Source organism: Calditrichota bacterium, from assembly GCA_013151735.1.
Classification (GTDB): domain Bacteria; phylum Zhuqueibacterota; class JdFR-76; order JdFR-76; family BMS3Abin05; genus BMS3Abin05.
This window is the reverse complement of sequence record JAADHR010000017.1, coordinates 62778-76011: the sequence shown is the minus strand read 5'-3', so window position 1 is coordinate 76011 and position 13234 is coordinate 62778. Positions and strand designations below refer to the sequence as shown.

At 46.4% G+C, this 13234-nt stretch carries 9 protein-coding genes; 1 reads left to right on the top strand and 8 read right to left on the bottom strand.

Annotated elements, in window-relative coordinates:
• From GXO76_00975 to GXO76_00940, 8 genes are all read right to left on the bottom strand, one after another.
• Nucleotides 1-357, bottom strand: a complete 357-nt coding sequence (locus tag GXO76_00975) for a response regulator (protein ID NOY76417.1) — start codon at nt 355-357, stop codon at nt 1-3.
• Nucleotides 358-783: 426 nt separating this feature from the next.
• The gene (locus GXO76_00970; protein ID NOY76416.1) at nt 784-2118 is read right to left on the bottom strand and encodes a sigma-54-dependent Fis family transcriptional regulator; all 1335 of its coding nucleotides are present in this window, start codon (nt 2116-2118) and stop codon (nt 784-786) included.
• Between the two features lie 110 nt (nt 2119-2228).
• Nucleotides 2229-6077: a GAF domain-containing protein gene (locus GXO76_00965; GenBank protein ID NOY76415.1), complete on the bottom strand. Its 3849-nt coding sequence runs from the start codon at nt 6075-6077 to the stop codon at nt 2229-2231.
• Nucleotides 6078-6563: 486 nt separating this feature from the next.
• Nucleotides 6564-7373 (bottom strand): YwiC-like family protein, encoded by an 810-nt coding sequence (locus tag GXO76_00960; protein ID NOY76414.1) that lies wholly within the window; start codon nt 7371-7373, stop codon nt 6564-6566.
• Between the two features lie 6 nt (nt 7374-7379).
• On the bottom strand, nt 7380-7835 hold the full coding sequence (locus tag GXO76_00955; GenBank protein NOY76413.1) for a cbb3-type cytochrome c oxidase subunit I: 456 nt from the start codon (nt 7833-7835) through the stop codon (nt 7380-7382).
• Between the two features lie 96 nt (nt 7836-7931).
• Nucleotides 7932-9659, bottom strand: a complete 1728-nt coding sequence (locus GXO76_00950; protein NOY76412.1) for a DUF2249 domain-containing protein — start codon at nt 9657-9659, stop codon at nt 7932-7934.
• Nucleotides 9660-9690: 31 nt separating this feature from the next.
• Entirely contained in the window at nt 9691-10773 is a 1083-nt protein-coding gene (locus GXO76_00945) for a 4Fe-4S binding protein (GenBank protein NOY76411.1), read from the bottom strand.
• 8 nt (nt 10774-10781) lie between these two features.
• Nucleotides 10782-11249 (bottom strand): Rrf2 family transcriptional regulator, encoded by a 468-nt coding sequence (locus GXO76_00940; protein NOY76410.1) that lies wholly within the window; start codon nt 11247-11249, stop codon nt 10782-10784.
• 487 nt (nt 11250-11736) lie between these two features.
• On the opposite strand from GXO76_00940, the gene GXO76_00935 reads away from it, so the two are divergent.
• The gene (locus GXO76_00935; GenBank protein NOY76409.1) at nt 11737-13182 is read left to right on the top strand and encodes a sodium:proton antiporter; all 1446 of its coding nucleotides are present in this window, start codon (nt 11737-11739) and stop codon (nt 13180-13182) included.
• Nucleotides 13183-13234 lie beyond the last annotated feature (52 nt).

Sequence of the window (13234 nt, the reverse complement as noted above, 5' to 3'; positions counted from 1 at the left end):
CTATTTGATTCTGATCCGCTCTATCGTTTCAGTTAACTGGCTTAATTCAAAGGGTTTCGATAAAAAATAGACATTTTCGCTTTTCTTAAACTTTTTCCGGACATCCCGCAAATCATACGCGGAAATGACCAAAATCGGCAAACCGGGATACTTCGTCTGAACAACCCTCACCAAGCCTGCACCGTCTAATTTCGGCATTCGATAATCCGTAATGACCAGATCAAAATTCCCTTGCTCGAGTGCCTGAATCGCCTCCAGTCCATTTGCCACAGTTGTAACCGCATATCCCAGGCGACTCAACCCGATCGACAATGCAATCATTGCATTTTTATTATCTTCGGCAACCAATACATTCACTCGAAGGTCCTTCCTCCGAGGTGTTCCGCATTCCCCATCTCCCAAAATCCGTTATCTTTATGCAGCCGGCATCCAGCACGATCAAAAAACCCCTCTCAGCATGTCGGGAGGCAAAGGAGAATCCTTCCTCGGTTTTTATTTTGCCTGCGGAAAAATTGGCCACTTCTTTTTAATTTCTCGCACCTTTCCACGGGCCAAGACCCCTCATAAAAACAAAATAACTTCAAAAATCATTCCAAGATGCAAAACGGTTCCTCTTGTGCAGGGAAATTGGCCTTTTAAACGGCGTACAGGGATTGTTTTGATTCAATCGTGTTCTGAGGAAATGAGAAAAGGTTCAAAATGAAATGTATTCATCTTTCAATATGAAATCATCCGGGAAAGATAGGGACTTGTTTTTTCAAAGGATGTTTCATCATCCGCGTTTCAGGATTTGAGTTTTCTCCATAACGTTGTTTGTGAAATTCCCAGTAAAGCAGCCGCCTGTTTCTGATTTCCACCCACCTGTTCCATTACCTTTTGAATGTAGCGCCTCTCCAATTCTTCCAGAGGAATAATTTCCCCTTTTGCTCCCAAGCTCTGAAAAATTTCCTGGTCTGCACTCCGGAACGGCAAATCATCCGGGCCGATTCTATCGCTTTGGCTAAGGGCCACGATGCGTTCAATCACATTCCGAAGTTGCCGAATGTTTCCCGGCCAGGAATAGTTTTTCAACAAAACCAACGCGCGCTTCGAGAAGCCCTTAACTGATTTGTTCAATTTCCGATTAAATTCTTCCAAAAAATGATAAGCAAGGAGCTCAATATCATCTCTTCGCTCCCTTAGAGGAGGCAAAATAATGGGGATTACGTGAAGGCGATAGAACAGATCTTCACGAAAGGTCTGTTTTTCCACTTCCTGGCGCAAGTCCTTATTGGTGGCAGCAATCAAACGCACATCCACATGGGTGGATTCGGAATCTCCCAACCGGCGAACTTCGCCATTTTCGAGAAAGCGAAGAACCTTTACCTGCGTGGCCAGACTCATTTCAGAGACCTCATCCAGGAAAAGCGTGCCCCGATCGGCTTGCTGTACCAAACCGATTTTATCTTTTGAGGCCCCGGTAAAGGCTCCCCGGACATGCCCAAACAACTCGCTTTCCAGAAGAGAATCGACTAATCCCCCACAATTGACGGCTACCCAGGGGTTGTTTTTTCTTGGACTGTTTTCATGGATGGCGCGGGCAATCAGCTCTTTTCCGGTTCCGCTTTCTCCCATAATGAGCACGGTGCTATCGGTTTCCGCAACCTGGGTTATTATCTTCAAGACTTCAATCATTTTTTCCGATTGACCAATAATCTGCTCAAAACGGTATTTTTCCCGAAGATCGTGCTGCAGCTGTTCTACCCTGGCCGCCAGTTCTTTTTTCTCGATGGCGCGCTGGATAATCAAAAGGAATTCTTCATTGTCAACCGGTTTCTGAATGTAGTCGTACGCCCCCAGTTTCATGGCCTCAACGCCGCCGGCGACCGTACCAAATGCCGTTACAACAATGACTTCTGTCTCAGGACTGATTTCCTTTGTCCGGCGCAGCACCTCCATTCCGTCCACAGGCTCCATTCGCAAGTCGGTAATAACCAGGTCGAACTTTCTCTTCCTTAACTTTGCAATGGCTTCCGCCCCTTCTGAGGCTTCTGAGACCGCATAGCCGTTTCTCTTCAAAAGCGTCGATATCACGCGCCTGACGTTATCCTGATCCTCCACCAGGAGAACCTCAGGCATGCGCTGATTTTTCATGGTCATTTAGTTCCCTTTCTATCCCAACCACGGGTAATTTGCGCTTCGGCCGCTGAATGCGGCTCTTTGGTCCTTTTATCTCCGCCAGTAAAAAATCATTCCATATCTTTGGGACTTTTTATTTGAGGCAACAAAAAGCGAAAGGTACTTCCCTTTCCAACTGTGCTCTCCACCGTTAAAAACCCATTGTGTTGCTGAATAATTTTTTGTGAGATGGATAATCCCATACCCAGGCCGCTTTCTTTTGTAGAGAAAAAGGGCTGGAATATACTCTTTATCTTTTCGGAAGAAATTCCAATACCATTATCCGCAACAGAAATCTGGACATAATTCCGGCCGTTAAGCAACCGTTTCTTAAGCGACACCAAAATCTTCCCCTTGCGTTTGTGCGCCCTTTGGATGGATTCAATGGCATTTTTGATCAGATTAATCAGAACCTGCCGGATAAGGTACGGATCAAAATACGATTCGCCCAAATGGGTTTCTGCTTTCAATTGAAAGGTAATGGACCGTTCCGTTTCTTTAAACATGCGAACACTATCGTAAACAAGACCTTCCAATGGATACCACTGGAAATTCGGTTTCTGCGGCCGTGCAAACTGAATGAATTCGGAAACAACCGATTCCAGTCGTTTACTTTCCTCCGAAATGATGCGCAAAAGCTCGGAATCTTCTTTGGGAATCTCGGGATTCATTTTCATCAGGCCCACAGCCGTGTTTATCGCACTTAACGGATTTCGAATTTCATGGGCAATTCCTGCCGATAATTCTCCCACAGCCGCCAACTGTTCGGAAAGGCGCAGCCGATTTTCCAATTCAACCTGTTTGGTTACATCCCGGATCATCAGCATTCCATACCGACCATTCTGAAAATGCAAGGCGCCCCCGTTAATATCGGCAATAAACTCACCCCCTCCTTTTTTCTGCATGTGAAGTCTGAGAATTTCCATTTCGTTCTGTCCAGAAATCGTATGGAGATAAGACGTGATTTTTGCGCGATCCTTGGAAACAACCAAATCCGGGAAATAGATGTTTTCAATCCCCCGATCCGAAAGGCCGAGGCGTTCAATCAGCGAATGATTTATTTCAACCACATGGAAATTATCCAGATTCAGAAGAACAATCCCATCAAAAGCCTCCTGAAACAGGTGTTTATACCGCTCGCTGGCCTCTTCCAACTGCCGGGTCAAATTGTATTTTTCAAAAGCAATTCCCAAATCACTGGCAATAGTTTGCAGTAATTTAATCTCATATCGTTTAAACACCCGGCTTGTCCGTGTTAGAAGACCCAGGGTTCCGATGGCTTTTTTCCCCGCAAAAATGGGAACAGCGGCATAGGAGCGAAAACCGGATTTCAGTACAATTTTCCGGGTCAGGCGGGGTTCTTTTGAAATATCCGGAACAACGAGAGGTTTTTTGTATTTTGCCACCCAACCTGCCAGGCCTTCCCCCACATTCAGCAGATCCACTTCACGAATGTACTCAGGGGTGGTTCCTGTGCCATAGCGATAGTGCAATTTTTTGTCTGCACCAATAAAATAAATCCCCACAGAATCTGCTTGAAAGAGCTGAACAATCTCCTGAACCAGGTTCTGGTAAACGTCTGAAAGATTACGGGAACGATTAATTTGACCGGCAATTCGGTACAGGGTTTCAAGCTCTTTGTTTTTGCGGGAAATTTCGGCTTCGCGGCGTTTTTGTGGGCGAAGATCCCAGGCAATCCATTCCACAATTTTTTCACTCTGAACGCGAAATGCAGTTGCTGAAAGTGCGGCCGGTATGGTTTCGTTGTTTTGTGACAGAAAATGGATGTCTCCCATCGACAGCCCCCGGTTGCCAATCTTTTTCAGCTGAGCGGCAAGGAACTCCTTTTCCACCACCAGAGATGTAATCGGGCGGTCAATCAACTCTTCAACGGTACGGTTGAGAAGTTTTCGCGCGGCCGCGTTTACGGATTGAATTTTTCCAACACAGTCGGTTACAAAAAGTGCGGTACCCACTTTTTCCAGGGTTTTTCGATACTTCTTTTCGGAGGCTTCAATTTCCCTTTGAATCCCTGTCCGCTCGAGTGCAATAGCAATGGATGTGGCAAAAATCTGGAAAATTCGGGCATCCTCTGGTTGAATCGTATCCCCAAAAAGCACAAACGCCCCCACAATCTTTTTGCCGCTCAAAATAGGTATGGTCAGCGAACGCGAAATATGAAGCTTCTTAAACCCCGGCACGACCGATTCAAAAACATGCCGCGGATAATTTTCCAAGAGATGCTCAACCACATCTTCCCGAAATACAGGCTCTTTTGTTTTTAAAACCTGACCCAAAGCCTGAAAATCGTCTACGCCCAATTCAATTGAACGAGGCAGCGTTTTTCGAACCAATGGAAAGGCCAGAAATTCCTCGGGAGAAAAGGAATGAGCCACCACATGAAACACCTGCCGGGCGGGATCGAGAACCAACATCAGCGTGTGGTAGCCCGACTGCTTAAGGCCTGAAACCGCTGCCCTGAAGATTTGTTTTTCCGTTTTTGCCTGTTGAACCCGGAAACTGTTCTGGTACAATGTCAGCAAAAGCTGCTCGCGGGCCACCTCGCCCGTTTGATTGTCGAACCAAAGAAGCCAGTGCCGAGAGCCTTTCAGCAAAAGGGGCGTCCCTGAATATTTGATTGAAAGGGTTTCATCCGGCGAAAGTCTCTGTTGAATATTTGCACTGAAAGCCCGTCCGAGGGAAAGCTTCTTTCGAAATTCTATTTGATGGGAGCGTTTTGAAAAAACGGCCTCCAAAGGCTGCCCCGTTCGAAGTTTTTCAGCCGGAAAAATCCGAAAAAGGGCGCGATTCACCTCCAGAATATTTCCATTGCCATCGGTTAAAGCGACACCCTTGGTGAGGCTCTGAAAAAGCGACTCGTACTTCTCACGAGCCGAACGAATATTCTCCTGCATTTGAATCCGTGAAAGAATAGACGTAACCAATTGACCCAGAGCCACTAAAATAGGGAGCTGTGTTTCCCTAAATGTTCCCTTCCTGTAACTGGCAAAGGCCATAATTCCAACGGCTTCTCCATTTTTTAACAGGGGGATACCCAGCCAGGATTCGGAATTTTTCAATTTGCCATAAAAAACAGGCCGTACCGGAAGATGGTCAATTTCTTTGTTGAAATCTTTAATAAACAGCATTTTCTTTTGTTCAATAACATACCGAATAAAGCCCAGTTTTTGAATGGGAAACGTCTTCTTCCTGCTGACAAAATCCTCATCAATAAACAACTCAAGTGTAATTTCTTGTGTATCCTTATTATACGTACCCAGATAGTAGGTATCACAGACAAAGAAACGCTTAATTTCGTGATATAAATTTTCAAAGAAATCATCAACTGAATCTGAAAGATTTAAAAAAGACGTTACACGATTGAGAATCTCCAATTCCCTCAACCGATCGTCTTTTTCTTTAAGATAACCCAGGCTGCGGTAATGGGAGGCAAATTGAGTGGCTGAAATCCATAAAAAATCGAAATCCGTCCGGGAAATGGCTGCTCCTGAAACAAGCAGAATATCAAGCATCACCTCGTCTGTCAGGGGGAGAACAATTTCTCCCTGAAGATTGGGCATAACAGGTTTCCAATAAATCCCGAAGGTGGCTTGGGTCTCGAATTGCAACCAGACAGGTTGACCCGTTTCGGCAGCCTTTTTTACGGCAGGCGAGGGATCTTTAGGCCTCTTCCGCTCGTTCCGGGGATGGTCATCGGGTTGTACAAACTGAAGCGCATAGTCGCCGTCTTCTGTTTTGCGCCATACCCAGATGGGCAAGCCGGGGAAAAGGTGTCCAATGGCTGCTACATATTCCGAAAGAAGGGCCGCGCGGTCAGGCACGCGCCACACACGAGAAAAAACCCTGCTAAAATCCTGCGCCTTTTCCGATGGTCTGATGTGTGAAATCTGTTGACTCATAATATTCAAGGGTGTTGGAGTGGCTTACATACTGTTTTTTTCGCAGACAAGCATTTGGGCAAATATAAACGCTATTACATTCAAAAACAAGGTGCCACGCATACTCGTGCATAACATCTTTCGGGGATGTTCTTTTTAAAAATGCTGCCAGACAAAAATCAGGTTTCTCTGAGACGGTTGAACCTTGTTCTAAAGAACTTAAAATAACTTAAAACTTTTTGTCTGAAATTGCAATCATATTTTTAAGGGAGAACTATTTTGCAGAGGGAAATGAAAAAGTGAAAATGAGCCCAAAATTCAATCGGCCTCCAAATTTCAAAACTCTTTTTGGGTTTTATTTGTTTTTTTGTGGGAAAAGTGGCCTTTTTGAAAAGGGGGCACAGCCGCCTTTTAACCCGCCCCCCTGCTTCCCGCCTCATTTGACACACACGGGTCTTGGTACGAGTCGGGGACCGAAAGCAGAAGCACAGGGCACATAACCATTTGCTACGGGATCAAAATCAGAAAAAGAATGACAAAAACCAGTGTGTGGGCAACCTCCAGGAACCCAATTTGCCGGATGGTAATTTTGCGAAAAAGCCCCGCTGTAAAGACTCCGAGAAAAAGTGTGGTAGGGACGGAGAGAATCCACCAGACCCCGGGAATCCATTCCAGAAGAATGGCCCCGGCCAGTAAGCCGAGTACCAGCGCCCAGTACAAAAAAAGCGGCCTAAATAATGTCCAGACGGATTGTCGCGCCGCGCCGCGTTTCCGGCTGTTCATCCATCCCCGAACGGTGTAAATACTGTGTGCAAAATAGAGACTGTTCACCAGCCACACGGCAATTACCCATCGACTGAAAACGCCTCCCAGCACCAGGCTTGTAACAGGGGCCGCCAGAGTCAGCAGAAAGACACCAATCCATTGTCCAAACAGAGAGCGGCCCCGCTTCTTCATATCCAGAATAATATAGATCAGCCCGAGAAAGCCCGCCAGTCCGCCTACAAAAATTGCAGAGCGCACATCTGACTCCAGAAAAAACCAGACACTTCCGCCCAAAACCAGAAGCGGAAATGCGGATGAAATCAGGATCATGCTGCGCCTTTCAGGATGCATGCGCAGCACCGAGGGATTCTTCACGGCCCATTCCATAAAGGGGTTTTTCAAAACATAAAAAAGTGTTAAAAAGAGAAACCAGAGAACGGTTTTCAGATTCCAGACGTGGGCTGCCTGGGCACCCGTTAAAAACGGGACAATCCACATGGCCCAGGCGCCGTATTCATCCGGAAAAACCTTTTTCAGTTCACGGGTGGTCATCGGTTCTTAGAATTTCTCTCCTTTTGCCTCACGAATGGCGCTTCCGGTTGCCCGGATGCGGGTCCAGTTATTGTAAAAGAACAGGACCATCGCCAAGACCTCCAGGCCACTTCCAACAACAATGGCCCAGTGCCAGAGCAAGCCGCTGGCATAAGCCGACACAATTTCGGCTGCCGTTCGCAGAAACACGCCAAATGAAACCATATAATACACGCCGCGGGCCAGGTCGGGACTGTAATGGGTGTCATCCTTCAGCGGCCGCGGAAACATCCATTGCGCCACACCCATGATCATCAGCATAACAAACCCCACCAGAATGACGTGCGTATGGGCGGTAATGAGCTGTTGATCCGGAAATGTACCGAACAATTCCTTCTGAATAATCATTGCAATTCCCAGTACCAGTCCCACTGCCAGAAAGAAAACACTGGTTCGAATGTACCACCTTACAATTGTGTGCATTTTTCCCTCCTTAAGATTTATTAAGAACGATTTAAGTCCCTTGTATTACGTTCCCGGCACGTCGAACGTGCCGGGCACTCTTTTACAAGACTCATCTCACAAACGCCACTGCATTAACTCGCGGACGTCTTCAATCCCGTTTTTGAGCTTAATCACCTTTTTATCATTCAAAACCGAAAGATATGCTGTGATCTTCCGCTGAACATCCTCGTCGTCCACATTTCGGTGATCGTAATTCACCCGTTTCAGAAAAAGCTCCACCGCTTCCCGCGGCTGGCCCATAATTTCAAAGGCCTGTGCCGCCGCCTCACCCGGATGGGCATTCACCCACACAATAGCCGCTTCCAGTTCTTCCATAAAAACTTCCGCCACGTCCGGATGGTTTCGAATAAATTCGCCTTTAAAAAGCACACCGGCATTGGGCAAATTTCCCAACTCGGGGTGAATTTTTTGCCACAGGTCGCTGAACGACAACGACATCCTGGCCTGATCGCCCACCGCATACAACGCCTGGCTGGCTTCCGGTTCGCGGAGTAAGACGGTGTCTGCCTCCCCCGAAATAAACTTATCCCGGATTTCCTCGGGCCGCCCAAAAGGCTGACCAAATTCAAAGACAAAGTCATCCGGATTGTATCCAAGTGCCTGCATCAGATAGGATGTAATGGCGTAAGGGGGTGCATTCTTAAAAAGCGGCGCATGAATGACATGCCCTTTCAGATCATCAAATGAATCGGCACGATAGCCGCGGGTGAGGACATAAAAATTGTCCCAGATATCGATGGACGCCATCCTGATGTCGGCCCCGTTCTGGAACAATTTTACAGCCGCCACAACGGCCGAAAATGTAATGTCGGCCCGGCCATTCACAACCCATCCCATGTGCTTTTCGGTCTGCTGCCAAACCTTGAGTTCCTCCACCTTAATGTGCTCCATCAGCCGGGATGATTTCAGAAGCTGCATCAAAATCGGGTACACCACCGGAGTGGCGGATTGAATAACCAGAGGGATTCGACCGTCTTCTCCAATTTCGTACCGGCGGGCCGGCTTTTTCACCCGGCAAAAATACACGTGGTGCTCAACGCCCGACACCTTTTCCGTTACCGATTCAAAACCCAGCGGAAGCAGCATGTTGATGAGGGGAACCGGTTCAAAATATTGAATCAGCCGGAATCCGTCCCCTACCGGCACATCCTGCGCCTTCTTTAGAATCGCACTGAACGGGTCTTCCTTCCAGCCCCGGACATCAATCACTTCAAAGCTTTCTTTGTATGATTTCCAGTGTTTGACACGCTCTTCTGGAGATTGAACCGTATGAATGGCAACGTGAAATTCTTCGCCGGTGACCGCCTCGGTAAAAAACTCATACCCCATTTCGGCAAGCATATTTTTCAGCGGAACCGGATCGAACGAATTAATAACCGTCAGAATTTCTCCCGGCACCAGGTGTTTGACCTGTCTCATCACCTCCGGCAGAAAAAAATCATCCCGGTCTCTCACATCCATCACAACAACCCTTTTCGCCGCATCCACCCATGCCGGTTTCTTCTCCGGCAGGGGAGTACCCTTCTCAGAAATACAGTCCGGAAACTGCTGGTACAACTGTTCCTCTGTTCCAATCTCCTTATTCAAACGGTGGAGAAGCTCACAAACCGAAATATCCAGAAACTTCGACACATCATTGATTGTGGCCCATTTGGCCACCGTATTGTACACCAACTTGTTGTTCAGTTTTTTGGCCCGGGGCGACACTTCAATTAAAATATCCTTCAAATTCGGATACGCATCCAGCATTTCTTTTATTTTTGTTTTTCCTAATATAACCACTTTCTTTTCCTCGGTTTTTTGGATGATTGGTTTATTCTCCCGTGTGATTGTAAATGGGCTGATTAATTTCTTGCAGCCGCGCACGGTATTCCTGCGTGGAGATTTTATTTTTCCAGTGCCCGGTCAGACGCGCTAGGCCGGTTACAACCACAAAGGTCAGTACGATGGCCAGCGCGTAGACCCACGGCCGGATTGGCTTTCTTTTAGCCGGCAATCGCAAATCAAGCGTGTTTTCCACCGGACACACCGCCGTACACCGCAGACAGGTTGTACATTCATCCGAACGCACACGCTTCAGCCGGTGCACCTGAATGTTGGCCGGACAGGCTTCTGTACACAGGCCGCAATCGATACAGGTTTCGGGATTGCGCGTGATCCTTACGGGACTGAAAAGGCTTAAAAAACCGAGCAGTGCCCCGTAGGGACAAAGGTACCGGCACCAGAAATTTTTGATGGGGATCGAAAGCACCACCAGCCCAACAAGCACCCAGAATGAAAAACTCGAGAGATGTTCAAAAAACATGAGCATTTTGATATCTGCAATTTTGTTGTAGGGGCTGTAAATAAACGAGCGAAGAACAAACACACTCATTTTGACCAGAATCCCCCAGGCGAAAAAAATGAGCAACAGATACTTGATGCTGCGCAGGGGATAGTCCAGAATTTTGGGAAGCATCACATTCCGGCCGAAAAGTTTGCGGCCGGTCTTCCACAGGTATTCCGACAAAAAACCGATAGGACACACCCACGTGCAAAAGCTGCGTTTCAGCAAAATTCCCATCAACAAAATGGCAATAAAAATGGCCAGTCCGGCCGGATGAATGGAATTGTAGATGCCAGTCAGAATCCAATATTTCAGGCTGATCAGCGAACTCAGGGGCAAAAAAGCTTCAACGCCGGGCGGGCGTGTGACGGGCGTCCCCCCGAAACGCAAATAGTGAACAAATTCTACAAACCGCCAACCGGTGTAAAGTGTGGCCAGCATAAAAATTATTTGTACGGACAGCCTTAATTTTTGACCATCCAAAGCATCCAGCCGCCCCCTCAACCCCCTTTTTGTAATTTTCCCCCCGTCCTTTTTTTCCCGTGCGTCCGATTGAGATTCTTTCTCCATAGTTCTCTCTATCTTTTTCGATCTGCTCTGTTTTCTTCTGCTTTTTCATTTTTAATGCGAAAATTAAAGGTCGCTGTGTTTTGTGCCAATTGTGAAAAATTCGTTTTGCTCAGCATTTCATAAATTTTCGAACGGATTGCCGACCATTGTTGGTGCAGCGGACAGGGATGACTATCGGAACATTCATTTAAACCAATGACACATTTTTTGAACAAATCCGCCCCGTCAATGGCCCGGATAACATCAATCAAAAAAAGGTCCGTTGGTTTTCGGGCAAGTTTTACGCCGCCGTTTGGCCCTTTGTATGAAATAATTAATCCGGCCTGAATGAGTGTCTGAAATATTTTACCCAAAAAATGATATGAAATATCCAGCTCGCTGGCGATTTCCCGAATCAGAACAAAGGGGCGATTCACATGCAGAGTTAAATAGAGAACGGCTCGAATGCCGTAGGATGATGTTTTGGAAAACAACATGTTTTCTCCATTCAAGTTTTAAGACTCCGTTGTCTGAAATATATGAATTTTTTTCCGTCACTTCAAGAAAAAATTTTTTTATTGAATGCGTCTGCCGCCCACCAAAAAGCGTTGATATTAAACGTCCAACGAGCAGGTCAGCCCCTGTAAAATCACTCCAATTCATTGGAATCTCCCCCCGAACACACTCCTATTTTCTCATTAATTGTTTTTTCTCTATTAAAAAATTTAATTTCTGCCGATAAACTCAACAAAATCTATTGATTTTTTCAATTGAAAAAATTATATTGGTTAGAAATTTCTTTGTAAATCTAACTTTTTATTTTTTGTGATTTTAATTTACTTTTAAAACAAAGCAATCCGAACCAAACAAAAGGGAAAACAGGTGAAGCGTTCAACTATTTTTTTTCAGGTGTTTTTCATAGCCATTTTGGTTGTTTTAAGCACGGCAGGCATTTCGTTTGGACAGGAATCGGAAGCACAGGAAATAGAAAAATTGGGGAGCGAATTGCCCATCTGGAGTATTATTCCGTTTGCCGGCATTTTGCTTTCCATTGCACTTTTTCCACTCTTTGCCCCGGATTTCTGGCATCACAATTTCGGAAAAATTTCGGCACTCTGGGCAATTATTTTGGCGGTTCCTTTTCTAATATTTTTTAAGGGAGAGGCCTGGCATGAGCTGCTTCACACCATTATCCGCGATTATATCCCTTTTATTATTTTGCTTTGGTCCCTGTTTACGGTGACCGGTGGAATTCTCATCCAGGGCGCTCTTTGGGGGAGCCCCGGACTTAATGTGCTGCTTCTCTTTGTTGGTACCTTTCTTGCCTCATGGATTGGCACAACGGGAGCATCTGTTTTGTTAATTCGCCCCCTGTTGCGAATTAATCGAATCCGAAAGGCAAAAATGCACACCATCATTTTCTTTATTTTCCTGGTCAGCAATATTGGGGGATCACTGACTCCTCTTGGCGACCCGCCGCTTTTTATTGGATTTTTACACGGGGTCCCGTTTTTTTGGACATTTAAGATTTTTCCCGACATGTTCTTTGTCTCAGCAATTTTGCTGATTCTATATTATCTTATCGATTCCTATTTCTATCGCAAAGAAGGGCTTTCAAAATTGGATGTCCACATCAAAGAGATTATCCTGACCGATCGAACCAAAGAAAAGGGAGACATTGAAATTGATGAAGTGATCACCCGTTACAATAAGGCTGAACACAAAGAAGAGCGCATAAAAGAGCGCTTCCGAATTCGGGGTTTGCCAAACGGGTTTCTGCTTCTCGGAATTATTGGAGGCGTCCTGTTTAGCGGGCTTGTTCACATGGGGGAGGTTTCTATTCTCGGCATCCCGGTCAAGGGACAGGACCTGATTCGCGACGCCTTTCTGATTTTAATGGGATTGATTTCTTTTCGGTTTACACCCCATCAAATACACAAGGACAACGGATTCACCTGGTTTCCCATCAAAGAGGTGGCCTATTTATTCGCCGGTATTTTCATCACGATTGTTCCGGCACTCATTTTACTGCGTGCCGGTGAAAGCGGAAACCTCGGCTTCCTCATCCGGGCCGTTAAGGAACCCTGGCATTATTTCTGGGCCACCGGCTCCCTTTCCAGCTTCCTGGACAACACTCCAACGTATCTGACCTTTTTCAGTACAGCGCTGGGTAAGTTCTACGCGGGCATCCCTGAAAGCATCGCCGTCGGACGCCTCATTGCGGAACATCACGAGTACCTGCAAGCCATTGCGACCGGCGCCGTGTTTATGGGCGCGATGACGTACATTGGAAATGCCCCTAATTTTATGGTCAAATCCATTTCCGAAGAAAACGGCGTCAAAATGCCCAGTTTTTTTGGCTACATGCTGTGGTCAATCGCCATTCTCATCCCTGTTTTCATTCTCAGCACACTTGTTTTCCTGCGATAACCGCATCTGTTTGATATTTCAAAAGTCCCCGGTGCTTTGGGCGTACCGGGGA

Bases quoted from the DNA above. Each gene is read 5' to 3' on its own strand.
- GXO76_00970 (NOY76416.1), bottom strand. From the start codon at position 2,118: ATGCCTGAGGTTCTCCTGGTGGAGGATCAGGATAACGTCAGGCGCGTG.
- GXO76_00965 (NOY76415.1), bottom strand. From the start codon at position 6,077: ATGAGTCAACAGATTTCACACATCAGACCATCGGAAAAGGCGCAGGAT.
- GXO76_00960 (NOY76414.1), bottom strand. From the start codon at position 7,373: ATGACCACCCGTGAACTGAAAAAGGTTTTTCCGGATGAATACGGCGCC.
- GXO76_00955 (NOY76413.1), bottom strand. From the start codon at position 7,835: ATGCACACAATTGTAAGGTGGTACATTCGAACCAGTGTTTTCTTTCTG.
- GXO76_00945 (NOY76411.1), bottom strand. From the start codon at position 10,773: ATGGAGAAAGAATCTCAATCGGACGCACGGGAAAAAAAGGACGGGGGG.
- GXO76_00940 (NOY76410.1), bottom strand. From the start codon at position 11,249: ATGTTGTTTTCCAAAACATCATCCTACGGCATTCGAGCCGTTCTCTAT.